This window comes from Ruminococcus flavefaciens ATCC 19208 (genome assembly GCF_000518765.1).
GTDB lineage: Bacteria > Bacillota > Clostridia > Oscillospirales > Ruminococcaceae > Ruminococcus > Ruminococcus flavefaciens.
Genome location: NZ_JAEF01000006.1, coordinates 329,870 through 356,497, shown reverse-complemented (window position 1 = coordinate 356,497; position 26,628 = coordinate 329,870). Strand labels below are relative to the sequence as shown.

The 26,628-nt window shown below is 39.8% G+C and carries 24 protein-coding genes and 2 tRNA genes; 13 read left to right on the top strand and 13 right to left on the bottom strand.

From position 1 onward, the window contains the following. Window positions 1–9: 9 nt before the first annotated feature. The 6 genes from L870_RS0101555 to L870_RS0101530 are packed head-to-tail and all read left to right on the top strand — an operon-like array spanning window position 10 to window position 5,688. Window positions 10–603 carry a V-type ATP synthase subunit E gene (locus L870_RS0101555; RefSeq protein WP_028516622.1) on the top strand — a complete coding sequence of 198 codons (594 nt, stop codon included), beginning with the start codon at window positions 10–12 and terminating at the stop codon, window positions 601–603. Window positions 604–611: 8 nt separating this feature from the next. Beyond that, on the top strand, window positions 612–1,556 hold the full coding sequence (locus L870_RS0101550; protein WP_028516621.1) for a V-type ATPase subunit: 945 nt from the start codon (window positions 612–614) through the stop codon (window positions 1,554–1,556). Further along, window positions 1,549–1,860, top strand: coding sequence for a V-type ATP synthase subunit F (locus L870_RS0101545; protein ID WP_028516620.1), 312 nt, complete (start codon window positions 1,549–1,551; stop codon window positions 1,858–1,860). Before L870_RS0101550 ends, L870_RS0101545 begins: the two co-directional genes overlap by 8 nt. A gap of 21 nt (window positions 1,861–1,881) precedes the next feature. Further along, window positions 1,882–3,651, top strand: a complete 1,770-nt coding sequence (locus L870_RS0101540; RefSeq protein ID WP_028516619.1) for a V-type ATP synthase subunit A — start codon at window positions 1,882–1,884, stop codon at window positions 3,649–3,651. Continuing rightward, window positions 3,651–5,027 carry a V-type ATP synthase subunit B gene (locus L870_RS0101535; protein WP_028516618.1) on the top strand — a complete coding sequence of 459 codons (1,377 nt, stop codon included), beginning with the start codon at window positions 3,651–3,653 and terminating at the stop codon, window positions 5,025–5,027. Before L870_RS0101540 ends, L870_RS0101535 begins: the two co-directional genes overlap by 1 nt. A 10-nt stretch (window positions 5,028–5,037) precedes the next feature. After that, entirely contained in the window at window positions 5,038–5,688 is a 651-nt protein-coding gene (locus L870_RS0101530) for a V-type ATP synthase subunit D (RefSeq protein ID WP_028516617.1), read from the top strand. 82 nt (window positions 5,689–5,770) lie between these two features. On the opposite strand, the gene L870_RS0101525 is transcribed toward L870_RS0101530, so the two are convergent. Together L870_RS0101525 and rpsO are read right to left on the bottom strand one after the other, a co-directional pair. Then, window positions 5,771–7,885, bottom strand: coding sequence for a polyribonucleotide nucleotidyltransferase (locus L870_RS0101525; protein WP_028516616.1), 2,115 nt, complete (start codon window positions 7,883–7,885; stop codon window positions 5,771–5,773). A 166-nt stretch (window positions 7,886–8,051) separates the two neighbouring features. Further along, window positions 8,052–8,318 (bottom strand): 30S ribosomal protein S15, encoded by a 267-nt coding sequence (rpsO, locus tag L870_RS0101520; RefSeq protein WP_028516615.1) that lies wholly within the window; start codon window positions 8,316–8,318, stop codon window positions 8,052–8,054. A 367-nt stretch (window positions 8,319–8,685) separates the two neighbouring features. Here rpsO and L870_RS0101515 point away from each other — a divergent pair, with 367 nt between their 5' ends. The 5 genes from L870_RS0101515 to pyrB all read left to right on the top strand — a co-directional run bounded on the left by L870_RS0101515 (window position 8,686) and on the right by pyrB (window position 13,940). Beyond that, window positions 8,686–9,201: an NUDIX domain-containing protein gene (locus tag L870_RS0101515; RefSeq protein WP_028516614.1), complete on the top strand. Its 516-nt coding sequence runs from the start codon at window positions 8,686–8,688 to the stop codon at window positions 9,199–9,201. Continuing rightward, a complete protein-coding gene (locus tag L870_RS0101510) occupies window positions 9,198–10,193 on the top strand; it encodes a tyrosine recombinase XerC (protein WP_028516613.1) in 996 nt (331 codons plus the stop codon). The genes L870_RS0101515 and L870_RS0101510 overlap by 4 nt, the downstream gene beginning before the upstream one ends. An 86-nt stretch (window positions 10,194–10,279) precedes the next feature. After that, window positions 10,280–12,151, top strand: coding sequence for an asparagine synthase (glutamine-hydrolyzing) (gene asnB, locus L870_RS0101505; RefSeq protein ID WP_028516612.1), 1,872 nt, complete (start codon window positions 10,280–10,282; stop codon window positions 12,149–12,151). Between the two features lie 15 nt (window positions 12,152–12,166). Next, window positions 12,167–12,835 carry an HD domain-containing protein gene (locus L870_RS0101500; protein ID WP_028516611.1) on the top strand — a complete coding sequence of 223 codons (669 nt, stop codon included), beginning with the start codon at window positions 12,167–12,169 and terminating at the stop codon, window positions 12,833–12,835. 22 nt (window positions 12,836–12,857) lie between these two features. After that, window positions 12,858–13,940 carry an aspartate carbamoyltransferase gene (gene pyrB / locus L870_RS0101495; RefSeq protein ID WP_028516610.1) on the top strand — a complete coding sequence of 361 codons (1,083 nt, stop codon included), beginning with the start codon at window positions 12,858–12,860 and terminating at the stop codon, window positions 13,938–13,940. Between the two features lie 46 nt (window positions 13,941–13,986). Here the strand turns inward: pyrB and L870_RS0101490 are convergent, their stop codons facing one another. The 8 genes from L870_RS0101490 to L870_RS0101455 form a co-directional block, all read right to left on the bottom strand. Then, a complete protein-coding gene (locus tag L870_RS0101490; RefSeq protein WP_028516609.1) occupies window positions 13,987–14,562 on the bottom strand; it encodes an HD domain-containing protein in 576 nt (191 codons plus the stop codon). A gap of 59 nt (window positions 14,563–14,621) precedes the next feature. Then, window positions 14,622–15,686 carry an FkbM family methyltransferase gene (locus tag L870_RS0101485; protein ID WP_028516608.1) on the bottom strand — a complete coding sequence of 355 codons (1,065 nt, stop codon included), beginning with the start codon at window positions 15,684–15,686 and terminating at the stop codon, window positions 14,622–14,624. Between the two features lie 20 nt (window positions 15,687–15,706). Further along, complete coding sequence (locus L870_RS0101480; protein ID WP_028516607.1) at window positions 15,707–16,126, bottom strand: PH domain-containing protein; 420 nt, start codon at window positions 16,124–16,126, stop codon at window positions 15,707–15,709. Window positions 16,127–16,281: 155 nt separating this feature from the next. Next, window positions 16,282–17,046 (bottom strand): MIP/aquaporin family protein, encoded by a 765-nt coding sequence (locus L870_RS16295; RefSeq protein ID WP_037270728.1) that lies wholly within the window; start codon window positions 17,044–17,046, stop codon window positions 16,282–16,284. A 140-nt stretch (window positions 17,047–17,186) separates the two neighbouring features. Further along, window positions 17,187–18,080: a hypothetical protein gene (locus L870_RS0101470; protein ID WP_028516606.1), complete on the bottom strand. Its 894-nt coding sequence runs from the start codon at window positions 18,078–18,080 to the stop codon at window positions 17,187–17,189. After that, window positions 18,077–18,766, bottom strand: a complete 690-nt coding sequence (locus L870_RS0101465) for a class D sortase (protein WP_028516605.1) — start codon at window positions 18,764–18,766, stop codon at window positions 18,077–18,079. Before L870_RS0101465 ends, L870_RS0101470 begins: the two co-directional genes overlap by 4 nt. Before the next feature lie 3 nt (window positions 18,767–18,769). Next, the gene (locus L870_RS0101460; protein ID WP_028516604.1) at window positions 18,770–19,558 is read right to left on the bottom strand and encodes a hypothetical protein; all 789 of its coding nucleotides are present in this window, start codon (window positions 19,556–19,558) and stop codon (window positions 18,770–18,772) included. A 118-nt stretch (window positions 19,559–19,676) separates the two neighbouring features. After that, window positions 19,677–19,753: transfer RNA gene (locus tag L870_RS0101455), tRNA-Arg, on the bottom strand. A 176-nt stretch (window positions 19,754–19,929) separates the two neighbouring features. On the opposite strand from L870_RS0101455, the gene L870_RS0101450 reads away from it, so the two are divergent. Then, window positions 19,930–20,005: transfer RNA gene (locus L870_RS0101450), tRNA-Lys, on the top strand. Window positions 20,006–20,165: 160 nt separating this feature from the next. Here the strand turns inward: L870_RS0101450 and L870_RS0101445 are convergent. Then, window positions 20,166–22,712, bottom strand: coding sequence for a dockerin type I repeat-containing protein (locus L870_RS0101445; RefSeq protein ID WP_028516603.1), 2,547 nt, complete (start codon window positions 22,710–22,712; stop codon window positions 20,166–20,168). A 326-nt stretch (window positions 22,713–23,038) separates the two neighbouring features. Here L870_RS0101445 and L870_RS0101440 point away from each other — a divergent pair, with 326 nt between their 5' ends. Further along, the gene (locus L870_RS0101440) at window positions 23,039–25,663 is read left to right on the top strand and encodes a CotH kinase family protein (RefSeq protein ID WP_028516602.1); all 2,625 of its coding nucleotides are present in this window, start codon (window positions 23,039–23,041) and stop codon (window positions 25,661–25,663) included. 47 nt (window positions 25,664–25,710) lie between these two features. On the opposite strand, the gene L870_RS0101435 is transcribed toward L870_RS0101440, so the two are convergent. Further along, window positions 25,711–26,262, bottom strand: coding sequence for an NADH peroxidase (locus tag L870_RS0101435; RefSeq protein WP_028516601.1), 552 nt, complete (start codon window positions 26,260–26,262; stop codon window positions 25,711–25,713). Between the two features lie 67 nt (window positions 26,263–26,329). Next, window positions 26,330–26,596, bottom strand: a complete 267-nt coding sequence (gene nrdD, locus L870_RS0101430; RefSeq protein WP_028516600.1) for an anaerobic ribonucleoside-triphosphate reductase — start codon at window positions 26,594–26,596, stop codon at window positions 26,330–26,332. Window positions 26,597–26,628 lie beyond the last annotated feature (32 nt).

The following is a 26,628-nucleotide window of genomic DNA, read 5'->3' as shown; positions in this document are numbered from 1 at the left end:
GGTGGAGATATGTCAGGACTTGACGATATCCTGAACCTCATCGAAGCTCAGCAGAAACAGGCAGAAGATAGCATCATGAAGGCAGCGGCAGACAAGGCTCGCAGAATACAGAACGATGGCAATGAAAAAGCCCAGAAGGCTTATGAGGAGCATCTCACTAAATCCAAAGCTCAGGCTGAAAAGGATTTTGAAAATTCCTGCGCCTCGGCTGATGCCGCAATGAAGCGAAAGATACTTGCTTGTAAAGTTGAACTTATAGATGAAGCAATTGAAAAAACTATTGATAAGCTGAAAAAACTTCCTGATAAAGAATATTTTGAGCTTATCCTTAAACTGGCAGAACGCCACATACAGTCTGATAAAGGTATAATATGTCTTGGAAAGGCTGATCTTGCAAGAGCTCCAAAGGATTTTGAAAGTACACTTAATTCCGCTGCTTCTAAAAAAGGCGGCAGTATACAGCTTTCAAAGGAACCTGCCGACATAGACGACGGATTTATACTCAGCTATGGACTTATATCGGAAAATTGCAGCTTCAGAGCAATAATTGAATCAGAAAAAGATGAGATCAGAGATACAGCTGCAAGAGTACTGTTCAGGTAGGTGATAGCATGAACGGAACAAAATACGCAAATGCTGTCGGAGCTGTAAGAGCTATGGAAAATTCTCTGCTTGGCAGGAGCGATATGGAACAGCTTATCAGCGCAAGAAGCAAGGCTGAAATCAATTCAATAATTGCTTCTAAAAATGGCATAGGAGCTAATGCAGAAAACCTTGAAGATGTATGGAATATGCTCAGCGAATATGCTCCTGATTGTAAGGAACTTGAAATACTGCTTTACAGAAATGATTTTCATAATCTCAAGGCGGTATTAAAGGCGATCATTTCTAACAGAGATCCTCAGCAATATTACATTTCACCTTCAAACGTAGAGCTACCTGTACTCACTGAAGCTATAAATTCAAGAGAGTATGATGCTCTTCCCGAATATATGCGTCATGCAGCTGCCGAAGCTTATGAGCTGGTGACAAGAACTCTTGACGGACAGCTTTCCGATTCACTTATTGATACAGCTGCCCTAAAGGCTATGCAGGAAAGTGCGGAAAAATTCGGCGGTGAGTTTATGCAGAAATATGCTAAGCTTACAACTGTATGTTCAGATATAAAAACTGCTTACAGATGCTGTCTGCTGAATAAATCAGCACAGTTTATGGAAACGGCTTTATGCGGAAGTGAAGAGCTGGAAAAGAGTGAGCTTATAAAAGCTGCGCTCAGCGGTACAGAAGGATTTTTCGGTTTCCTTGAGACTACTAATTATGCAAATGCAGCTGCTCTGCTAAAGGACTCAGCTGCACAGTATGAAAAGTGGTGTGATGATGCTGTAATGGAGCTTGCTGACGGTGCACGTTCACAGGCATTCGGATCAGATCCTCTTGCAGCATATTTTATCGCCAAGGAAGCAGAAATAAAAAATCTGAGGATATTATCAGTATGTAAAGAGTTCGGTGCTGATAAAGAAACTATCACGGAAAGGATGAGAAAGCTATATGTATAAAGCAGCAGTAATCGGCGACAGCGCAAGTGTGTCAGGATTTGCAGCTCTTGGGCTTTCCGTATTCCGTGAGACCAAACCTGAAAAAATAACTAAGCTTATTTCAAAACTTGCAGCTAATGACTTTGCGGTGATTTATATCACAGAGCCTGCTGCTGCACTTGTAAGCGATACAATAAATAAATATCGGAGCAGCAAGCTGCCGTCAATAGTCCTTATACCTGCCATTGAAGGCAATACAGGTGAGGGCATGAGAGCTTTGCATGACGCAGTAGAAAAGGCTGTAGGATCTGATATACTTAATTAGAAAAGAGGCGGATAAGCAGAAATGAACAGCAAAGGTACAGTAGTAAAGATATCAGGACCGCTTGTAGTTGCCGAAGGTATGAGAGATGCTAATATGTTCGACGTTGTGCGAGTTAGTGAAAAGCGTCTTATCGGTGAGATAATCGAAATGCACGGCGATCGTGCTTCCATACAGGTTTATGAGGAAACATCAGGTCTCGGAACAGGTGAGAGTGTTGAATCAACAGGTGAACCTATGAGCGTTGAGCTTGGCCCCGGACTTATCGGAAGTATTTTTGACGGTATCCAGCGTCCACTTGACGATATCCGTAAAGTATGCGGCAACAACCTTGCAAGAGGTGTAGAAGTACCGTCACTGAAGCGTGAACCTCTCTGGAAATTCACACCTTCTGTAAAAGCAGGCGATAAGGTGGTTGGAGGAGATATTATCGGTACAGTTCCTGAAACTGATATAGTTCTCCATAAAATAATGGTTCCGAACGGTATTGAAGGCATAGTCAAAAAGATATCCGAGGGAGAGTTCCATGCCAATGACACTGTTTGCATAATAGAAACAGAAAAAGGCGAAAAAGAGCTTTCACTTATACAGAAATGGCCTGTAAGACGAGGCAGGCCCTATAAAAAGAAGCTTTCTCCAGATATGCCACTTGTAACAGGTCAGCGAGTTGTTGACTGCCTTTTCCCTATAGCTAAGGGCGGTGTTGCAGCTATCCCCGGACCTTTCGGAAGCGGAAAGACTGTTACTCAGCATCAGCTTGCTAAATGGGCAGAGGCTGATATCATCGTATATATCGGCTGCGGCGAGCGCGGTAACGAAATGACTGACGTTCTTAACGAATTCCCAGAGCTTATCGACCCACATACGGGAAAATCACTCATGGAAAGAACCGTTCTTATAGCTAATACCTCGGATATGCCTGTTGCAGCCCGTGAGGCTTCTGTATATACAGGTATCACGATCGCAGAATATTACCGTGATATGGGCTATTCAGTAGCTCTTATGGCAGATTCCACATCACGTTGGGCTGAGGCTCTCCGTGAAATGTCAGGACGACTTGAAGAAATGCCAGGTGATGAAGGTTACCCTGCTTACCTCGGAAGCCGTCTTGCTCAGTTCTACGAGCGCGCAGGACGAGTTATTTCAAACGGTACTGACGGCAGGGAAGGAGCACTTTCGGTTATAGGAGCTGTTTCTCCTCCCGGCGGTGATATCTCAGAACCTGTTTCACAAGCTACACTTCGTATAGTAAAGGTTTTCTGGGGACTCGATGCAAACCTTGCATATCAGAGACATTTCCCTGCAATAAACTGGCTCACAAGCTACTCGCTATATGCAGATTCACTGGCTGATTGGTATAACAACAACGTATCTAAGGACTGGATGAAGTCAAGAGCAAGATTTATGTCTATACTTCATGATGAAGCCGAACTCAAGGAAATAGTAAAGCTCATAGGTATGGACGCACTTTCATCGAAGGACAGACTTAAAATGGAGACTGCACGTTCTATACGTGAGGACTTCCTCCATCAGCTTGCATTCCATGAAGTTGATACCTATACAAGCCTGAAAAAACAGCTTTACATGATGAAGCTCATACTCAACTTCAACGATGAAGCAGCCGATGCTGTCGAAAAAGGTGCAGATATCGAAAGTGTCGCTAACCTCGCAGTAAGAGAAAAGATCGGTCGTTTCAAATATGTTGAAGAAGAAAAAACAGATGCAGAATTTGAAAAGCTCAGTGTGGAGATCTCCTCAGAGCTGAATGACCTGCTCACTAAGGAGGAAGACTGATGCCAAGAGAATACAGAACAATTGAAGAAGCAGCAGGTCCTCTGCTGCTGGTCAAAGACGTTGAGAACGTTACCTATGGCGAGCTTGCTGAGATCAGACTTAAAAATGGCGAAAAAAGGCGCTGCCGTGTGCTCGAGATAGACGGTACCAATGCACTTGTACAGCTGTTTGAGAATGCCGCAGGTATAAACCTTCAGGACAGCAGTGTTGTTTTCTCAGGTCATCAGATGGAACTTGGTGTATCTGAGGATATGCTTGGACGAGTTTTTGACGGACTTGGCAGACCTATAGATGACGGTCCTGAGATAATCCCTGAAATGCGTCTCGATGTTAACGGACTTCCTATGAATCCTGTTGCAAGAAGATATCCTCAGGAGTTTATCCAGACAGGTGTATCCGCTATTGACGGACTCAATACTCTCGTAAGAGGTCAGAAGCTTCCGATATTCTCTGCCAGCGGACTTCCGCACGCACAGCTTGCTGCACAGATAGCAAGACAGGCAAAAGTACGCGGAAAAGATGAGCAGTTTGCTGTTGTTTTTGCAGCAATGGGTATTACATTTGAAGAGTCGGAATATTTTGTTCAGAGCTTCAAGAGCACAGGCGCACTTGACAGAACAATACTGTTCATCAATCTTGCAAACGACTCTGCTATCGAGCGTCTTGCTACACCGAAAATGGCACTTACCGCTGCTGAGTATCTTGCATTCGAAAAAGGTATGCACGTACTTGTTATCCTTACGGATATCACTAACTATGCCGATGCTCTTCGTGAAGTATCAGCCGCACGTAAGGAAGTTCCGGGAAGACGTGGATATCCTGGTTATATGTATACAGACCTTGCTACTATATATGAGCGCGCAGGCCGTCAGAACGGCAAAGAGGGAAGTATCACCATGATACCGATACTCACTATGCCTGAGGACGATAAAACTCACCCTATCCCCGACCTTACAGGATATATCACAGAGGGACAGATCATTCTTTCACGTGAGCTTTACAGAAAGGGAATAAATCCGCCTGTAGACGTTCTTCCATCACTTTCACGACTCAAGGATAAGGGCATCGGTGAAGGAAAGACCCGAGCAGATCATTCCGATACCATGAATCAGCTTTTCTCGGCATATGCAAGAGGCAAAGACGCCAAGGAGCTTATGGTTGTACTTGGTGAAGCTGCTCTTACACCTACAGACCTGCTATATGCTAAATTTGCAGATGAATTTGAAAAACGCTATGTTTCACAGGGCTTTGAAAATAACAGAAGTATCGAAGAGACGCTTTCTATCGGCTGGGAGCTTCTTAAACTTCTTCCGAGAAGCGAGCTGCGCAGAATCAGAGAAGAATATCTTGTTAAATACTTTGATACTCAGAAATGAGGTGAACTGATTGGCAAGACTTAATGTTAATCCCACCCGAATGGAGCTAAGCAAGCTAAAAAAGAAACTCACTTCTGCGTTAAGAGGTCATAAGCTTCTTAAAGATAAGCGAGACGAACTTATGAGGCAATTTATGAACCTCATAAAGGAAAACCGTCAGCTCAGAACCGAAGTTGAGGCTGCTATTTCTGAAGCAAACAGATATATGGCTGTTGCCGGCTCTGTAATGCAGAGGGAAGTCCTTGAATCTGCTCTTATGCTTCCAAAACAGGAGGTTGAACTTGAAGTAAAAGAAAAGAACGTTATGAGTGTTTATATCCCTGAATTTACAACTAAGTTCCGATCAGGCGATACAAATGATATTTACTCATACGGCATGGCTTTTACTTCGATCGACCTTGACGGAGCTGTAAGTGCTCTTAATTCCGTTTTGCCTAAGATGATCAGACTTGCGGAAGTAGAAAAAGCTTGCCAGCTTATGGCTGATGAAATTGAAAAGACTCGTCGCCGTGTTAATGCACTTGAGCATATTATGATCCCTGATTACGAGGAAACTATCAAATATATCACCATGAAGCTCTCCGAAAATGAGAGAAGTACAACAACATCTCTTATGAAGGTAAAAGATATGGTGCTTAAAGAAAATCATAAATTTCATTAAAAATGAGCGGTTGAGCCGCTCATTTTATTATATGCAACTAAAAAGCTCCGTGCAGACATCTGCACGGAGCTTTGGAATATACTTAGCTATTTTTCTTTGCTTCGATATCAGCAAGAGCATCTTTACGCGAAAGATTGATTCTGCCCTGACGGTCGATTTCAGTTACCTTAACAACGATCTCGTCACCGATAGAAACAACATCTTCCACCTTTTCAACTCTCTGCTTATCAAGCTTGGAGATATGTACAAGTCCGTCCTTACCCGGAGCGATCTCAACAAAAGCACCGAAGTCCATAATTCTTACTACCTTACCCTTGTAGATAGCACCTACCTCAGGATCGTTAGCAATTGTGTGGATTATCTGGAGTGCCTTATTTACGTTATCTCCGTCAACGCCGCTGATAAATACGTTTCCGTCATCGCTGATGTCAATCTTTACATCACAGTCAGCAGATATCTTCTGGATAACCTTACCGCCCTGACCGATAACTTCACGGATCTTATCAACAGGTATCTTTGTCTGGAGCATCTTTGGAGCATACTTGTTTACAGTAGGTCTGCTCTCAGGAATAGCCTTGAGCATGATCTCATCAAGAATATATATACGAGCTTTTCTTGTCTTTTCAAATGCTTCCTTAATGATAGCAGGGGTAAGACCGTCAACCTTGATATCGACCTGGATAGCTGTGATACCCTTATGTGTACCGCCAACCTTGAAGTCCATATCGCCGAAGAAGTCCTCAAGACCTTGGATATCGACCATTGTCATGAATTCATCACTGTCAGGCTTTGTGATAAGTCCGCAAGAAATACCTGCAACAGGAGCCTTGATCGGAACGCCTGCGTCCATAAGAGCAAGTGTTGAACCACAGATAGAACCCTGTGATGTTGAACCGTTTGATGAAAGAACCTCTGAAACGAGTCTGAGAGCGTATGGGAATTCCTCAACAGGTGGGATAACAGGAGCAAGAGCTCTTTCAGCAAGAGCACCGTGGCCTATCTCACGACGTCCCGGACCTCTGCTTGGCTTTGTTTCACCAACAGAATAGCTTGGGAAGTTGTACTGATGCATGTATCTCTTTGAGTCTTCCTCGTCGAGACCGTCTATCTTCTGAGCATCGCTTACAGGACCCAGTGTAGCAATAGTAAGTACCTGTGTCTGACCTCTTGTGAAGAGTCCTGAACCGTGAACACGGGGGAGTACTCCAACTTCAGCTGCAAGAGGACGTATCTCGTCAATACCACGGCCGTCTACACGCTTTCCTTCGTACAGCCAGTTACGAACTATCTTCTTCTGGAGCTTATAGATACATTCGTCGATCATAGCGACCTGCTCAGGATACTTCTCATCGAAATTAGCATGAATATCATCAACGATAGGAGCGAGTCTTTCGTCACGAATATTCTTATCATTTGTATCGAGAGCAAATTTTACACGTTCAGCAGCAAATGCTTCGATAGCGTCAAACATATCGTGGTCAACTTCCATTGACTCAAATTCAAACTTAGGCTTACCTATCTGAGCACGAATATCATTTATAAATGCTACCATTTTTTTGATCTCTTCATGACCTGTAAGAATAGCATCAAGCATTGTATCCTCAGGAACTTCGTTTGCACCTGCTTCGATCATAACGATCTTTTCAGCAGTACCTGCAACTGTAAGGACAAGATCTGTCTTAGCTCTCTGCTCAAGAGTAGGATTGAGGACGATCTCGCCTTCAACAAGTCCTACATTGATACCTGCAATAGGACCATTCCACGGAATATCGGAAATAGAAATTGCAATAGAAGTTGCGATCATACCTGCGATCTCAGGAGAGTTATCAGGCTCTACTGCGAGAACTGTCATTACAACAGAAACATCATTTCTCATATCCTTAGGGAAAAGAGGTCTGATAGGTCTGTCAACACATCTTGAAGTAAGGATTGACTTTTCAGAAGGCTTACCCTCACGCTTTGTAAAAGAACCCGGAATTCTACCTACAGAATAAAGTCTTTCTTCATAGTCAACTGAAAGAGGGAAAAAGTCAACACCCTCTCTTGGCTTAGCACTTGCTGTAACGTTAGCCATTACAACAGTTTCACCATACCTTACCCAGCATGAACCATTGGAAAGTCCGCAGGTCTTGCCTGTTTCAACGATAAGCGGTCTGCCAGCATAAGTGGTCTCAAAAGTTCTGTAATTTTCAAACATCTGTTTTCCTCCATTTTTTTATTATTTATCAGAGGAGAGCCTTTAGAAGTTAGAGGTAAAAGTAAGAAGCTTCATAACTCTTACCTCTGACTTCTAATCCCTTTACTCTGATAGACGTAAAGGCAGAAGGGTATAAAATACCCCGCTGCCTTCTTTCACACTGTAATTACTTACGAAGACCAAGCTTCTCTACGATAGCACGATATCTCTCAATATCCTTTTTCTTGAGATAACCGAGAAGATTACGTCTGTGACCAACCATCTTAAGAAGACCTCTTCTTGAGTGATGATCGTTCTTGTGAGACTTAAGGTGTTCTGTGAGATCGTTGATTCTTCTTGTGAGAATAGCAATCTGAACCTCAGGAGAACCTGTGTCTTTTTCGTGTGTTCTGTTAGCCTCAATAACGGCTGTCTTTTCATCCTTCAATAACATTTGAAGCACCTCTTATTAATATATTCCGTTAACTCAGAATGAGGTGAAAATCGAGGACAAGCCTCAAACCAAGTACACGGTGATAATATTATATCATAAAAAACGAATTTTGTAAAGTACTTTTTCAGAAAAAATGATTTTAATTATAATATAGTATATTAAGTTTGCTGATTGTGTTTATTCCAGTTATAATTTTTTGAATCAATTATTTTTTTACGAATATTTTCTATTTATTAATTAGGGAATAACTTTGTTTTTCTTGCAAATATCGAATAGAAGTGCTATAATGATAATAATGAAAAAAGATACAAAGTTTCACCAAATGCAAATTTGGCGAAACTTTGATTGCAAAAAACGAGGTTTTATTATGAAACGACTTTTTACAATGGATCTGCATGATTATGACGAAAAATTTTCAAGATTCACGCGTCCGTCAGTACGTGGCATTATTTTAAATGGCAAAAAAGTTGCGATGGTTTATAGCAATAAATATGATTACTATAAATTTCCTGGTGGCGGAATTGAAAATAATGAAGATCATATAAACACACTTGTAAGAGAAATTTCTGAAGAAACCGGTCTAAAAGTTATAAAAAATTCTTTACGTGAATACGGTTCGGTTTTGCGAATTCAAAAAAGCCGTTTTGCCGAAAACGTAATTTTTGAACAAGAAAACTTTTATTATCTGTGTAATGTTGAAAACTCAGTAAATTCTCAGTCCTTAGACGATTATGAGCTTGATGAAGGATTTGAGCTCAGATATGTATCTGCTGATGAAGCTATAAGTGTTAATCGCACTCATGACCATACAGACTATGATACAATGCTCATTGAGCGCGAAGCAAAAGTTCTTGAATTTCTTGTAAAGGACGGTCTTTTATGAATAATTATAATTCACCTGAAAACCCAGAATTTTTAAACAACTATCTTGTGCATCTAAAAATTGTAAAGCTTCTTGCACAGCGCACAATTGAAGAATATTACACAGATATACGGCTTTTTTTACGTTATATCTACGAAAATCAATATAATACAGGTAAAAATCTTGAGGATATCGATATAAGAAATATGACTGTAGATGATATCAGAAAAATATCTATAACCGATATATATAATTTTATTTTTTACACATCTGATGAGCGCAATAATAAGGACCGTGCACGTTACAGAAAAATATCTTCATTAAGAAGTTTTTTTAAATATCTTGAAAAAGTAGCTCATATAATCGAAAATGATCCTACAAAAGATCTTGATGTGCCTGTGCCTAAAGCCGGGCTTCCTAAATTTCTTTCTTTAAAAGAAAGTTTAAAGCTTATTGAAACAGCCGATAGTGCTGATTCAAAGCGAGATTATTGTATAATAACGTTATTTCTCAACTGCGGAATGCGTCTAAGTGAATTAGTTGGCATTAATATCAAGGATATAGATTTTTCCGAAAACCGCTTAAAAGTCATTGGTAAAAGAAGCAAGGAGCGCATGGTTTATCTCAATCCTGCCTGTATTGATGCTTTACAGAAATATCTTTCAATCAGGAACAATAATCCTAAGGCTTCAGGTGAACCTGCTCTTTTTATTAGTAATCAGAACCGAAGGATATCCAAAAGACGCGTTCAGCAGATAGTCGAAGACACTCTGCAAAAGGCTGATCTTGACGGAAAAGGCATAACTACTCACAAGCTTCGTCATACTGCGGCGACCCTCATGTATCAGTATGGCGATGCAGATGTTCTAACTCTAAAAGAGCTTCTCGGACACTCAAGTATCTCTACTACTGAAATATATACTCATCTTAATGACGAAAATGTTCGTAATGCTGTAGAAAGCAATCCCCTTGCAAAAATCAAATCAGATCATTCTGACGATAATAAAGAATAAATCATTTTTTTGTTGCAAAACCGATCGTTTTGTAGTATAATATTTTGGGAGATTTAATATACGGAATATTCGGAGGTAGCATATTTATGTGCGGAATCGTAGGTTTTACGAACAATGTTGAAAACGCTGATGAAGTTCTCGGCAAAATGATGGATCGTATCAAGCACAGAGGTCCTGATGCTGAGGGTAAATACATAGACGATAATATTGCTCTCGGTCACCGCAGACTTAGTATCATTGACGTAAGTTCAAGCGGAGATCAGCCTATTTTTAATGAAGATAATTCACTTGTTATAGTTTTTAACGGCGAAATATATAACTATAAGGAAATACGTCAGAAACTCGTAGATGCAGGTCATAAATTCAAGACAAATACCGACACAGAAGTCCTTATACACGGCTATGAAGAGTTTGGTGAAAAACTTCTTAATATGCTTAGAGGAATGTTTTCTTTTGTGATCTGGGATAAAAACAATAAGGAACTTTTTGGTGCCCGTGATTTCTTCGGTATAAAGCCTATGTACTATGCGAATATGAACGGAACACTGATGTTTGGTTCTGAGATAAAAAGCTTCCTTGATCATCCTAAGTTCACAAAGGAGCTTAATACATCTGCACTGGAGAATTACCTCACCTTTCAGTACTCCCCTACTTCGGAAACTTTTTTTAAAAATGTTTACAAGCTTCCGCCTGCACATTTCTTTAAATTCAAGGACGGAAAATTTGTCGCAAGGCGTTACTGGGATGTTCGCTTTGATGCTGATAACAAGCCAAATCTTGACGAATGGGTAAACAAGATATCCTATACATTCCATAATTCTGTTGAAGCTCATAAAATAGCTGATGTTGAAGTTGGCTCTTTCCTTTCAAGCGGCGTAGATTCAAGCTATGTTGCTGCAATAGCTGATGTTGACAAGACTTTCACAGTAGGCTTTGGCTCTGATGAGAAATATAATGAGATTGGCTGGGCTAAGAATTTTTCTAAAGCTATTGGCAAGGAAAACACCAGCAAGGTCATAACTCCCGAAGAATATTGGAGCAGTCTTTCAATGATACAGTATCATATGGACGAACCTCTTGCCGATCCCTCAGCTGTTGCGCTTTATTTTGTGTGCAATATAGCGTCGGAAAAGCTTAAAGTCGTCCTTTCGGGCGAAGGTGCTGATGAAATATTCGGCGGATATAATGTTTACAGCGATCCGAACGGTACGGCTTATGACAAGCTGCCGCGTTTTATAAAGCGAGGTATCGGAAGTGTAGCTTCAAAGCTCCCTGCAAAACGAGGTGTAAATTTCTTTGTCCGTAAGGGCAAGGACGTTGAAGAACGTTTTATAGGCAATGCTTATATGTTTACTCCTAAAGACAGAAAAGAACTTCTGAAGATATCCACCTCTGCACCTGATCCAACTGTCATTACAAAGCATTTTTACGATAACGTAAAAAACAAAGACGATGTAACAAAAATGCAATATCTTGATCTTCATATGTGGATGGCAGGAGATATACTCCTTAAAGCTGATAAAATGAGTATGGCTAACTCTCTCGAGCTCAGAGTACCTTTCCTTGATAAGGAAGTAATGGCTCTTGCTGAAAAAATACCCACAAAATACCGTGTGACACACGATAAAGGGACAGATGAGACAAAGTATATCACAAAGTACGCAATGCGTCTTGCTGCAAAGAAGGATACTCCCGAGCAGACTGCAAAAACTGCTGCAAAGAAGAAACTGGGCTTCCCTGTTCCTATCAGAGTATGGCTCAAAGAGGACAAATACTACGAAATAGTAAAGAAAACATTTGAGAGTGAGAGCGCAAAGGATTTTTTCAATACCGCTCCCCTGCTGAAGCTTCTTGACGATCACCGTACCGGTAAAGCTGATAACAGCCGTAAAATATGGACTGTATTTATTTTCCTTGTATGGTATAAGGTCTATTTTGAGAATGACGGAAAATATTGATTTTAAGGTGAAAATATGCCAAGTATAGTTACTTATAAATATATAAAGCAAAATCCTGATATTATGGAATATATCAGACGCGCAGACAATGCCCTTGAAGCTCTGGGGTATACAGAGCATTCATTTCCCCATGTTGAGCGAGTTGCTCATACCTCTGCTTATATCCTTGAAACTCTCGGATATGACGAGAGAACTGTTGAGCTTGCACGTATAGCTTCTATCATGCATGACATCGGCAATGTTATCAACAGAGTTGACCACGCTCAGAGCGGAGCTGTAATGGCTTTCAGACTTCTTGACAATCTCAGTATGCCTGCCGATGAAATATGCTCTATAATCTCTGCCATAGGCAACCACGATGAAGGTACGGGGCAGCCCCTTGATGCGATCTCAGCAGCTATGATAATCGGTGATAAGACCGATGTGCGTAGAAGCAGAGTCCGCAACCACGATCTTCTTACATTTGATATTCATGACCGCGTGAACTATGCTGTTGAAAACTCAAAGGTGGTTTTCAACGACAGCAAAACATCTATTATTCTTGAACTTCAGATAGATACAGAAATATCATCTGTTCTTGAGTATTTTGAGATATTTATGGAGCGTATGCTGCTGTGCAGAAGAGCGTCAAAGTTTCTCGGTGTACAGTTTGAAATGATAATAAACGGCAGCAAAATACTGTAATAATATAACGGAGGTTTAAAATATGTTATCGGAATATCAGCATCTTATTGATCTAAATGATTATCCCGTATCTTGGTGGAAAAAGGTTGTGGAGCTCGGTGAAGAGATCTATAAGGCTCCCGAAAAATTTGCTCATGAATGTGACGGAAAAATAATGGCAACATTATTCTATGAACCTTCCACAAGAACACAGATGTCTTTCCAGACAGCAATGATAAGGCTCGGCGGACAGATAATAGGTTTTGATAATCCGGCTAATTCTTCCGTTTCAAAAGGTGAAACTATAAAGGATACAACTAAGATCGTCAGCAATTATGCCGATGTTCTTGTTATAAGGCACCCAATAGCAGGTGCAGCCAAGGCTGCTTCGCTTACTTCTGACTGTTCGGTAATAAACGCAGGAGACGGCGGTCATCTCCACCCAACACAGACTCTTACCGATCTTCTTACATTAAAGATAGAAAAGAAAACTCTTTCGGGACTTACTATCGGAATGTGCGGTGATCTTCTTAACGGAAGAACTGTTCATTCTCTTTGCAAAGCACTTAGTATGTTCCCGAACAATAAATTTGTTTTCATCTCCACACAACAGCTTGGTATGCCTGCATACATCAAGGATATAATCAAGGCTAACGGAAGTACATTTGAAGAGATCAATACTCTCGAAGACGCTATCGGTAAACTTGACGTGCTTTATATGACCCGTATACAGCAGGAGCGTTTTGCAAGCAGAGAAGAGTATCTTGCTCAGAAAAACACGTATGTTCTCGATAGAAAAAAGATGCTGCTTGCAAGAAATGATATGATAGTTATGCATCCTCTTCCGCGTGTCGATGAAATAACTGTCGAAGTAGATGATGATACTCGTGCAATGTACTTTAAACAGGCAAAATATGGTATGTATGTAAGAATGGCACTTATAATGACTATTCTCAAAGAGAAAAAGCAGTCTGAAACGCTTAAAGGCAAAGTCTTTGCAGGTGTTAAGTGCTCAAATCCGAAATGTATCACCAATCATGAGGAGTATCTTCCTAAGAGCTTCCGTGCGAGCAGAGACGAAACTCTTCTTGAATGTGAATACTGTGACGAAAGAAAGCTTATATAACATAAAATCCGTACAGTTTATTCTGTACGGATTTTTTACTGTAAAATCAAGAATTCCAATCTTTCTCTTGCTGTATTTTATCAATAGTTTCATCGAGTATGACTTTCCTTAGCTCTGTAAGCCAATCTGAAAAAGCCACTGTATCAAAAGCGTAGGTCTTGTTAAGCTCATATTCGTTTTCAGACCACGTATCTATTGGAGATTCATTATGCTGTATCAACGCTTCGAGTTTATCAAGTGCTTTGAAAAGCTTTGCTTCTTTCGTTACCTGAGCATTTATTTCGTCAAATAATGCTGTAAAGTCTTTTTTTATGTCCATAGGCAGCGTTTCGATCCATTTATATAAAAGTATATCTTCTGTTTTTCTGTCATTGCTTGTTTTGATAAACGTAGGGATATCCCCTGTAAAACACTCCCCCATATCGTGTATAAGGCACATTTTTATAATTCTTTCAATGTCTACATCAGCAAATTCATGTTTGAGAAGCATAGCCATTAATGCTATTCTCCAGCTATGCTCAGCAACACTTTCTATTCTTCTGTTTGATGTTGTACAATGTCTCAGAGTATCTTTCAGTTTTTCGGCTGTATGGAGTATGTCGAGATATTTATATACATTCATAATATGTCTCCTTTATCAATAACAAAAGCGATAGGCACATAGGTCTATCGCTTATAATTTTATACTGTTGCGTAAAGGTTAGTTTCCCAAGCAGGTATATAAAGCTGGTGGCGTATATACAGCTTATAAGAAGGATTAAGCTTTTTGATAAGCAAAGGAAGCTCAAATATATCCTCGTTTCTGTGATAAAGGGACACCATCATTTTAGGAGCGTAATGTGATATTGTAAGTGAAGCTCCCCAAATAGCTTCACGTTCAAAGCCTTCAACGTCCATTTTTATTATTGTTGCAGGCTTTTTTGCAAGTATACTGTCGACTGAAAGTGCTCCTACCATGTTCTCAGAAGCTGCTGTGATTGCAGATTGTCTGCCTGCTTTAGCTGCGAAAGGAAGCTCGGTATCTATGCACCATGCTGCTGAATTAAATGCGTAAACATGAGGCATACCGTCAACGAATTTTGCAAGCTTCTTGAAATTCTTCTTATCAGGCTCAAGGGCATATATAGAAACATATTTACCGTGAGTAAACTCAAGAAGTTCCTTTATCGTATCTCCGTTGTAAGCACCTAAGTCAACATACACTTCATTAAGATTAGGTTTTATTATCTTCTTATATATATCAGCCTTTGAGGAGGTTACAGCCGATAAATATTCTATCTTACCACTTATCTTGAAGTTTATTATATTAGCGTAGACCTTTCTCGAATAGTCATCTGCAAGGCTGTCATATACCTGCTGTATCTTATCAGCGTTTTCAAGACAATACTCATAAGTAAAGAGTCCCCTGCCTACAACAGGAACATCTGGGACATAGAGTGTATGCTTTGAAGCTATCATATGGATCTTATCAACTATCTCCTGATAACCTGCTGCAAATGCAAGTACTACAACAAAATCATCAACAGCTTCTTCAATTTCAGAAAGCTTATGAACTCTGTAACCTTCAAAAGAATGTCCGCGTACAAAATCGTCACTTGCAAAGATTCCTGCTACAGTTATTTTCTTTTCACGGAAAACGGCCATTATCTTTAATGCTCCATCTCCCATTCCGTAGATAAAAATAGGACGCTTTTCGGCTTTAAGCCTGTCCCAGCTGGATTGTTTTTCTGTTATAAACGAGAGCATTCTCCCAATCACCTCTGAACTTAATAATCTCCGTCATGGTCATGCACATCATCACAATCATCACAATGATCATGTGCGTGCATACTCATCATATCTCTTCCTCTTATGCCGTACTTATCACGCATTACATTGAGATATTTGTCAATAAGCTCAGAAACCTTTCTTACATTTTTTATACAATGTACCTCTTTAGAAGGGGTATCTGCATCGCGGCTGTATATAATAATTGTACCGCAGTTAACAAGACGCTGAAAAAAAGGATATCTCACTTTTTTATCAGTTATCTTATAAAGATCAATTTCATCTTCATCAACATTTAAAAAGCCTGTACGTGTTATAAATTTTGTTTCAGTAAGAAAATAACGTGTAAATGTAAGCGGCAGACCAAAAATAGAACGTTTTTTATCTGTCCATACATATTCAAAATCATTTTTTCTCATAAATTTATCCTCCAATTCATCAACAGGCAGACTTTATACAATTATTTTATCACAAAATCGACCAATAGTCAACCACATTTTGTACGAAAACGATGCACAGTATTAATACAAAGTGCCGAAAAAGAAAAGCTCCCTGTAAGGGAGCTTTGATATGATCATTTCTTTTTCTTCCTCTGAGCAGGCTTTGCCGAAACCTGCTTAACAGGAGCAGGAGCCTTTTCAGGAGCTTTTTTGTTTGATGATTCAAGGAACTTGTATACACAAGCAGCAAGAATAGCACCGATAAAAGGTCCGACAATGAATACCCACAGGTCGCTGAGAGCATCTCCGCCTGCGAAAAGAGCAGGTCCGAAGCTTCTTGCAGGATTTACGGAAGTACCTGTAAGACCTATTCCGAAAATATGAACCAGTGTAAGTGTAAGACCTATGATAAGTCCGCCGAATGAACCGTGATTAGACTTCTTTGAAGTTACGCCAAGAATTGTCATAACAAATATAAATGTGAGAAGTATCTCAACGAGAAGACCTGCACCTGCACTGCCATCAACACCGGCAAGACCGTTTGCACCGTATCCGCCTGTCTTGTCAACAACGTTTCCAAGATCGAATATTGCCTTTAAAACGCCTGCACCTGCAACTGCGCCGATACACTGTGAAACAACATAACCGATAAAATCAGTGAATGTCATTCCGCCGCTGAGAAGTACTCCAAGTGAAACAGCAGGATTAATATGGCAGCCTGAAATATTTCCTATGCAATATGCCATACCAACGATCACAAGTCCGAATGCAAGTGCTGTAAGTATATATCCTCCTCCATTAACAGCATCACATCCAACGAGCATTGCTGTTCCGCAGCCGAGAAGAACAAGCACAAATGTTCCTATAACTTCTGCAATATACTTTTTGATTGATTCCATTTTTATTCCTCCTTAATAAATCAAAATGGGTTATCCGATAAGTAGATTATATCACCTTTTATACATTAATGTCAATGTTTTCTGCGAAAAAAATATGATTTTTTATAATGAAAAAGCAGCTGTATAAACAGCTGCACAAATTATATTTCTGTAGGTTTTGTGCCAGGATAAGTTTTTTTATCATGGATAACGCCGTATATGACCACAAGAGTTATTCCGATAACGGCAAAAGCAATGTGTACAGCCATAAATGCTTCCGTATATTTGTACATTGCACTTGTAAAGGCTGTGAATACAGCCGCCTGCTTTATAGAAAAAGAGTCATAAAACCTTGTAACAAGCAGATAGATACTCGGACAGCTTCCAAGAATACCGGCAATAAGTGAGGATATACCGCACCAGTACATTGTTGTAATTTTCTTTTTTCTGTTGATAAACACAAGCAGTAAGATAAGTATAAGAGTTGCTGCCATGCAGCCACAGGTCATAATAATTCTGTCAGAATAAACCTTTGAAAGCTTTGAAAGAACACCATGATTATTCATTGCTGAAAATTTATAAACATCACAGAATGAACCGATAGATGAATAAGCGTTTTCAGTGGTGGTTCTGAGCTTCAATTCAAACTTGTCATCTTTTTCATATCCGTTCTTATCGGCAAAATCATTGAAAAAAATCTCGATATTTTCTTCAAGCTGCTTGTTTTTAGGAAGAGAGATACTCATTTCATTATGGTTTTCAAGTGCCTCGAAAGCAGCCTTGATATATGCCTCTTCACAGGATTTGATATACGAAGCATCTATTGCGTCCATATAAACCTCTGCGGGAATACCTGTTGTGTTGAATTTATCAGAGTAATACTTCCCGATCTCTGTATAAATTTTTGAATCAAGATCTTTCTTTGAAGCAAGATCGTTAAGTTTCTTTTCGGAAACATTAATATCAACAAGAAGGAGCGCAGAACTTGCTATGAGCATAAATACAAGCAGAACCGAAAATATAAGTGAAAACAGGTAGATGATACATTTTTTCATTTTGCATCCGCCTCCCCTGATTTATTATAGAATTTCTTTTCTGTAGGTTCACATATAACACCTATACGTTCATCTGCACTGCCAAGCACATTTCGTTTACAGGTATAAAGCGTAAGTTTTGAATCTTTTGACGGAGCTACGTACTTTCCCTCTTTTTTATTGAAGGTAATAGTCTCTGTGACTTTATATTTGAATTCGCCGTAAATAGTGTTCAAAGTAACAGTATCTCCCTTTTTAAGCTTGTAAAGTTCAGAGAAAAATGTATCTTCATGAGCACTGATAACTGTATTTCCGTCATCACCAATAACAGCAGAGCCGGATGACTGACAAGCACCGTGTTCAAAAAGCTCTGAGTTGCTTCCCCAGTATACAGGAACAGATATATCAAACGCAGTACATTTCAGTGAAGCATACATTTCTCCGAATTTTGGACGTATAATCTCTCCATCATCAAAAGTCTCACCATCGTAATCCTCAACAATATCATTATCTTTTAAAAAAAGACCTGAGCCGGCAGCCTCAGGAGAGGTTTTTAAATCGTCCATAAACGCAAGATTAACATAGACTTTAAGCTTATCCGATGGCTTAATAAGTGCTATAATCAGGATTCCGACGCACAGAAAAAGCAGGATAAACGGTGTGACAACATGAACAAGAACATTACTTTTTTTTGCCTTTTTCTCCATTTATTACTCCGTTTCCTCATTTTTGATATAACGCATTATAAAATAAGCAGCTGTAATAGCAATGCATATCAATACACCTGCTGCAGCAAGAATTCCCCTGCGGTCATATCCTGTATCTTCAACAGTCGTACCTGCTGTTGACACATTAACAAGCTCTCCTTTATCATTGCGCATTGCAAGAGTCAGAGAATCATCAGTAATTTCATCTACTGTTATGTTAAGCCCCATTTCTTCCGCAGCCTGAGAAAGCTTATCAACGATCTTGACTTTTTGTTCAGCAGGGCTCTGTTTCATAAGACTTCTGTATTCCTCAGGACTTAGATCATCAATAAAAGCCTGCTGCTGAGTAGGTGTAAAAGTTCTTAAATATGACATTTTATCGTCATACGACATATTTATAAAAGCTTCACGGCTTATTCTTGTAAAAGTAGTACCGTCAACTGCGGTAATTGTTATAAGATCAGATTCTGCAGGAGCCTGTGCATTATCATCGTTAACCGCGGCAACAGTTGTTGTTATTACAGGATCAACCACTTGCGGACCTGTTGTTATCATCTGATTACCTGCATCATGCAGCTTTTCTATAACCATATCAAGACGATCTGACGGATAATCTTCGGGATGGGAATAATATTCATTATATCCCTCCTGAATATTTTCTTCGGAATATCCATAGGATCTTGCAACATCGGCAACATCATCGACTGTCGTTGCATTTGCAGAAAAACCACTTGAAAGCAATCCAACAGTAATAGCAGCTGATGTAACAAACGGGACATATGCCTTTTTCATTTCAACCCCTCCTAACATATATACTTAATTATTATACCCTTTTAATCAATTTTTGTCAAGACAAACAACATTACGAATAAAGCAAAAAACCTCACGTAAAAACGTGAGGTTTGTCGTATGGCGTGCCTGGAGGGATTCGAACCCCCGACCTACTGGTTCGTAGCCAGTCACTCTATCCAGCTGAGCTACAAGCACATCACTTGACGACTTAAATATTATATCATGTAGAGTAAAAAAAGTCAAGCGCCAAACAAAAAAACGTCGTTTTGTACCAAAAAAATATTATTAAGTTCGATTAATTAGCCTTTACATAAAAATACAAAAAAACGCTTGACAACTTTTTGAAAATTTGATATAATTAATTTTGTTGTGAGACATTAGCTCAGTCGGTAGAGCATACGCCTTTTAAGCGTAGGGTCGAGGGTTCAAATCCCTCATGTCTCACCACTTTTATTTATGCCGGTATTTCAATGAAGCTTTGAAATATCGGCATTTTTCGTTTGTTTTACTTTTACTGCTAACTTCAAGTATTACATTAAAAATTAATGAAATTAGTAAAAATGAGCCGTCCATATTTTGGACGGCTCAAATACTTACGTTATTATTATTAGTAAATATCAGGGAAGGACTTGATCTTTCCGAGTACATATTCCTGAAGCATAACAATATCGGCTATATCAAAAGTACCGTTGCGGTTTATATCCTTATAAGCCGGATAATATGAATTTTCTTCGGATTTTTCACTCAGAAGCGCTTTCTTTGCAGCGACAACGTCAAGAGAATCTACACACAGATCGTCGTTGAAGTCTCCTACGATAGTCCACGGAACATCTAATGTATCAAAAAATATATCATTTTTGAGTGCTTTGACCGATCCGATCTCATTCACTGCACTGACTTCCAGGGAGATACTTGATACATTAAGTTTATCAATTATACCTTCTTCAATCTTATTAAGATGATCTTGGAAGTCAATACAGCCTTCCAGAACGTCTCCTTCTTCCTGATCCTGTCTTACACTGACATATGTATCGTAGTAATTTGTATTAAAACAGCCGCTGTATGCAACACTTTCCTTGTAAAGATCATACGTATGCCCGCCTGATGTATAAGTTTTTATTAATTCAGGAGCAGGTTCTTCAGGAGAACGAAGCATTCCTACCATATAAGACCCTAAATTCCATTCTATAGCATAGTTCTTGCTGTTTTCAATAATATTTATTGTCTTATATATGCTGTTATATTCTGATGTAATTTTGTAATTTACCTGATAGCATTCATTAAATTCTTTCTCAATCTTGTAGTATGCTTTTGTTACCTTGTCAGGATCCAAGCGATGTCTGCCGTCATTTGACTTCTGAATTCCGGCAGTATATTCCGCCTCGTGACTTCCGTTAGAATATGCTGAAAAACAGCCGTTTTCGTAGCCATACATATATCCGGTTGTAATAGCCTTGAAAGTATACGGATCAATTTTGACTACATTGCTGCTTTTTGAAACATCAACATATATACTGCTGTTATTATCCGGCTCAGTTGGTGAAAACTCATTGACTGTAATATCATTTTTGAGTATATCCATAGTATATTCGCCGCGCAGGTGGATATTAAGATCTATTCGTGCAATGTTTCCGACTTCTATGCCATAGGCTTTTGCAGCCTTTACAAGCTTTGTTATCGGGAACGAACCCTTTTTAACTTCTTTGCTGATATTTTCTTCCTTGTTTACATGAACAAAGAGGTATGAATTAAAATCTTGTTTATCATCGAAGCCAAGTGGTTCCATATCCATTTCATAGACATCCGTTTGGTATATATCATAAATTTCGCCGTCTGTTTCAACAGTCCCAAAATAGTGGATGCACTCCTTGTCAATATTTGTGCTTTCCTGATAGTTGAGTTTTACATACGGTTCAATAGTCCATACAGATGCTGCTGCGGCAGGTGATGAATCATATACTTCCTCCTCATCATCGGCAATTTCAGTGGGTTCGCTCTTTTTTACGGAATATTCATAGTCCAGACGGTAATCTTTAGCAAGAAGCGGAGTTTTACCGTCAAACTCCTTGCCTGAAGAGACTGTTCCGAAAATACCGTCTGATACAGTTGCAGAGAGAGTACCGTTTCTTTTTGGAGTAATGAAGGAATTATTTTCATGTGAAGTAATATGATAGCGTCCAACTTCGTCCTGAGTGTACGGATAGCCCGAGTCACTGGTCTGTAATGAATACCTGTAACCGTCCAGATTTTTCATAAGCTCATTTTGGTAAGTTACAGGGTCACCGTTTTCGTTAAAAGAAAGCTTTTCTTCAGGCAATGGGTAAAAATCATTACTCAGACTTGCGTTATAAAATCCAAATCCGATACCGCCGTTTCCTTCGCAAAGGATACCGTATTTATTCAGTCTGATATCTGTTCCGGCAATACTTTTAAGATTTGTGAGGTGCTCGGACACACTTAAAGAATACTCTTCGTGGGGATGTTCATCGGGAGCAACTTCATTTCTGAGTCCTCCTTTATTAACCGCATAGTAACGCATGGGAGATATATCCTTGAAGCTGCGTTCCTGCTTGTAAAGATCGTATTCCTTTCCGTCAGCAGTGTAGGAACCAATCAGTTCATTTTGAGGAAATACCGATTCGGCAGAGAATTGCTCTATAATAAATAGCTCGTCTTGTTCGTCGTTTAGCTCCAGAAGTGGTCCTAAATAGAAATCACCGCTTTCTTTAATCTCAGTATCCAAATGCAAATTAAGTCTGAGATTCATGTTTTCGGTATAGTCTGAAAGAGGAAAATCGGCTGACTGATATGCCTTGTATGAGTTGCAGTCATGCCATCTAAAAACATAGCCCAGGTAATTTCCGAAGCTCTGAGTGCAGTACAGAGCGTAGCCGCCGTCATACAGAAATTCGTTATAAGAAAAGTCAGTGGCAAAGGTTGTGTTGTCGCAGAATACATTAGAAGCCAGACCTGTCCAGTTTATATCAAATTCTTTAAGTATCTCCTCAGGAAAATCAGGAATATACGTCAGAGGCTCTTCATGCGTTGCTGTAGAAGAATTTTGCGAGCTTATCGCCGATACCGACGGAATGCACATACATGGTACAGCTATTGCAGCAGCTGTAAGAGCAGATAATATTCTTTTTAGTTTCATTTAAATTCCTCCTTTTTATGTTTTGGTCAGCTAATCTGAGCAGAGAATCTTGTAATAAAGCTTCACTGCTCCCCTTTTCCACAATTTTTTATTAATTATATCATTTTTATGTGTTGATTTCTACACATTTTTTGCTAAATTATTATTGTGAGCCTTCAGTATTAAACAATATAATTTATAAAAAGCTATCCTGTATATAATTAAAAGGCACAACACAAAACTAAAATTTTTCAATATAAATGTGTATAGATTGAAAAAAAGGATTGAATTCCGCTGAGGTATGTGCTATAATCAGTTTGTTATTAAATACATTGAGAGGGATTTTTATGAACTTGATAAAAAAAATGGGCAGCCTTGCAGCAGCCATGCTCGTGGTGCCCGCAATGTATTCGGGTGTGCCTATTTCTATGGCTGAACAGGCTCAGGGGGGGCTTTATATAAATGAAGTATGCACTCAGAATAAAAACTGCTTCACTGACAGTCTTGGAAGAGCCTCCGACTGGATAGAACTTTATAACGGCGGCAATTCTGATATCGACCTGTCCGGCTTTGGTCTGTCTGAAAATGAAGATAAACCGATGAAGTATATTTTCCCGACGGGTACTGTTATAAAGCAGGGCGAGTATCTTCTGGTAGTATCAAATAAAGAAGAAGGCGAGACTTCTGAGCTGAACACAGGCTTTTCGCTCAGCAAATCGGGTGAGACTGTCTTTCTTTCATCCTCTGACGGGAATTTGCTGCAGAAGCTCGAAGTTCCTTCACTTTCCGAGGATACCACATACGGACGTTCATCTGACGGAAGCTATTCGGTAATGGCCCCAACACCTGCCGCAGAGAATATATCTACACCTGCTGAGCCTGTATTTTCTCTGGAATCAGGCTTCTACAGTGAAAACGACGTAAAGGAGCTTACTATAACCGCAAATGCATCGGATATAGTTTATTACACTCTTGACGGCTCAGACCCGACAACCTCGGAAACTGCCAAGCCTTACACAGAAGCTATACAAATGTATGACAGAAGCATCGAAGAAAACGTTTACAGCAAGTACCAGCAGGTGGATGACAGTCCTTACTCAACAAGACTTTCACAGGTATACGAAGCAAATCCCGAGAAATTCGACAAGGCGACCGTTGTAAGAGCAGCTGCAAAGTCATCGGACAATACCTTCAGCAGGGTTATTACAAAGACTTTCTTTGTAATGAACGATGAAAAGCTCAGATATTATTCGGGAATACCTGTAGTATCTCTTGTTACCGATCCTGCAAATCTGTTCGACAAGGATAAGGGGATATATGTTGCAGGTCAGCAGTACCTTGACTGGCTGGAAAATCCCGAGAATGATATTGATGCAAGCATCGCAAATTTCTTTTCAAGCGGAAAGGAGTGGGAGCGAGAGGCTGATCTTACATATTTCAAAGACGGAGCAATTGGCTTTTCACAGAAAATTGGAATACGCATAAGAGGCGCTTCCACAAGAAACAGTCAGGCAAAAAGCTTCAATGTATTTGCAAGGAGCAAGTACGGTGATTCCAAGCTTGACTATAAGCTTATAGACGATAACTATTCCGCTGCTGACGGAAAAATAATAAAGCGTTACGATTCCTTCGGTCTCAGAGCGGTTACATGGGTTGACAGACTGAGAGAACGTATAGTTCATTCTGCACTTCAAGATATACCTGCACTCGCTACATATGACAGCGACAGATGTATGCTTTTCATCGATGGAGAGCTTTGGGGAATGTACGAGATAACCGAAAAGACCTCGGATTACTACATACAGTCCAATTATGGTGTACCTTCAGAAAATGTCACTATATATAAAAACGGAGAGCTTGAGGAAGGTCCGGATGATGAACCTCGAAATATCCAGCATCTCGGAGTTTTTTGCCGTGATAACGATCTTTCTGTCGCTGAAAACTATGATTATGTCAAATCTGTAGTTGATATTGACAGCCTTATAGAAAGTTACTGCACAGGTCTGTATATCGACACATGGGACTGGCCAAACTACAATTACTTCATGTGGAGATACAACGGTGAAGCAATAGACGGCAATCCCTACAGCGATGGAAAATGGAGATTCGGTTCATTTGATTATGATTACTCGGTAGGACTTGCGTATGAGGACTTCGGCGGAGTTGAGTCGTATCAACACGACAGCTTCCGGAAAATGGACGAAGTTAAAGACGCTATACCAACGGTGATATTTACAAAGCTTCTTGAAAATCCCGAATTTAAGCAAAAATTTGCGGAAAGATTCTATTCATATGCTTATTCGGTATTCGAGCCGTCAAAAATGGTATCTGAGATAAACGCTGAGGAAGAAAAGTACATGAACTATATCACCATGACTGCTTGGCGCTGGTATAATGGCACTCCTGCTTCTGATATTGAAAGCTTCCTGTCCGAGCAGAAGAGCTATTATCATGATGAATTTGAATTAATGCGTACCTACTTTCAAAAACGTGGGGACTATGCCATTGAAAATATGCGGAATTACCTCGGTATATCAAATGAAAAAAACTTCATAACTGTAGAAGTTGACGGAAGCGGCATTATTTCTGTTAACTCAGTTGACACTGAATTATCTAATAAGACATGGGCAGGCTTATTTGAAAGCGGAAAGGAAATAACTCTTACTGCAAAACCTGCCGAAGGTTATACTTTTGATGGCTGGTCGGGAGCGGTTAATTCTGATTCCGATACAATAACCGTCACTGCTGATAAGGCACTCTCTCTGGTTTGCAGCTTCAAAATGAAGGAGTATCAGTACGGAGATACTGATATGGACGGAACGATAAACGTAGCTGATCTGCTTATAATGAGCAAATATCTGCACGGTAAAGAGAGCTTCACAAAAATGCAGTTCCTGCTTGCTGACATGAATCAAGATGATACAGTTGATGTATTCGATCTTCTTTGTCTCCGCAAAGAACTGCTGAAATAAAAAAGAAAAACTGACGAGGCATATGCAACGTCAGTTTTTTATATTTATTAACCGAAATATCTCTTGAGAAGCCCTTCAAATGCTTTACCGTGACGAGCTTCATCTTTTGCCATTTCGTGAACTGTATCATGAATAGCGTCAAGATTGAGCTCCTTTGCTCTTTTTGCAAGCTTGAGCTTTCCTTCTGTAGCACCGTGCTCAGCAGCAACTCTCTTTTCAAGATTTTCCTTTGTTGAAGCTGAAAGAACTTCACCGAGAAGCTCAGCAAACTTTGCTGCGTGCTCTGCTTCTTCGTAAGCAGCCTTTTCCCAATAAGCTCCGATCTCGGCATAGCCTTCTCTATATGCTACTCTTGCCATTGCAAGATACATACCAACTTCTGTACATTCGCCATTGAAGTTTGAACGAAGTCCCTCGATTATTTCATTATCTGTTACAGCCTTGGCAACTCCAAGCTCATGCTCACAAGCAAAAACAAGCTTTTCTCCTTTTTCCTTTTCAATGAACTTTGAACCCGGAACTCCGCACTGTGGACATTTTTCAGGTGGTGCATCTCCTTCGTGAACGTAACCGCAAATAGGACATACGTATGTTTTCATGTTAATTACCTCCGTTATTTTTATATTAAAAGTCTGCAAACAGTGATTTCACCGCAGTAACAGACGATTATACAGAATGCTTTACTCTGTCACGCTCTTCAGCACGTTTTCCGTCGTTGAAACGATCAAGAGTACCCACAAGATATCCTGTGATCCTTCTTATTCTGTCAAAAGGGATATCTTTTGCAAAATCATACTGGAGATCGACGTAGTCACCGTCTGTCTTTACAGTCATTCCGAGAATTTCTCTGTCACTGTATTTCTTCTTGCCATAATCAATGTATGCGTTGATCTCGTCCTGTGAAAGCTGTTCACCTATAACATTTACCTTCATTGTAATGACCTCCGTTAGAATAGTATTGACAT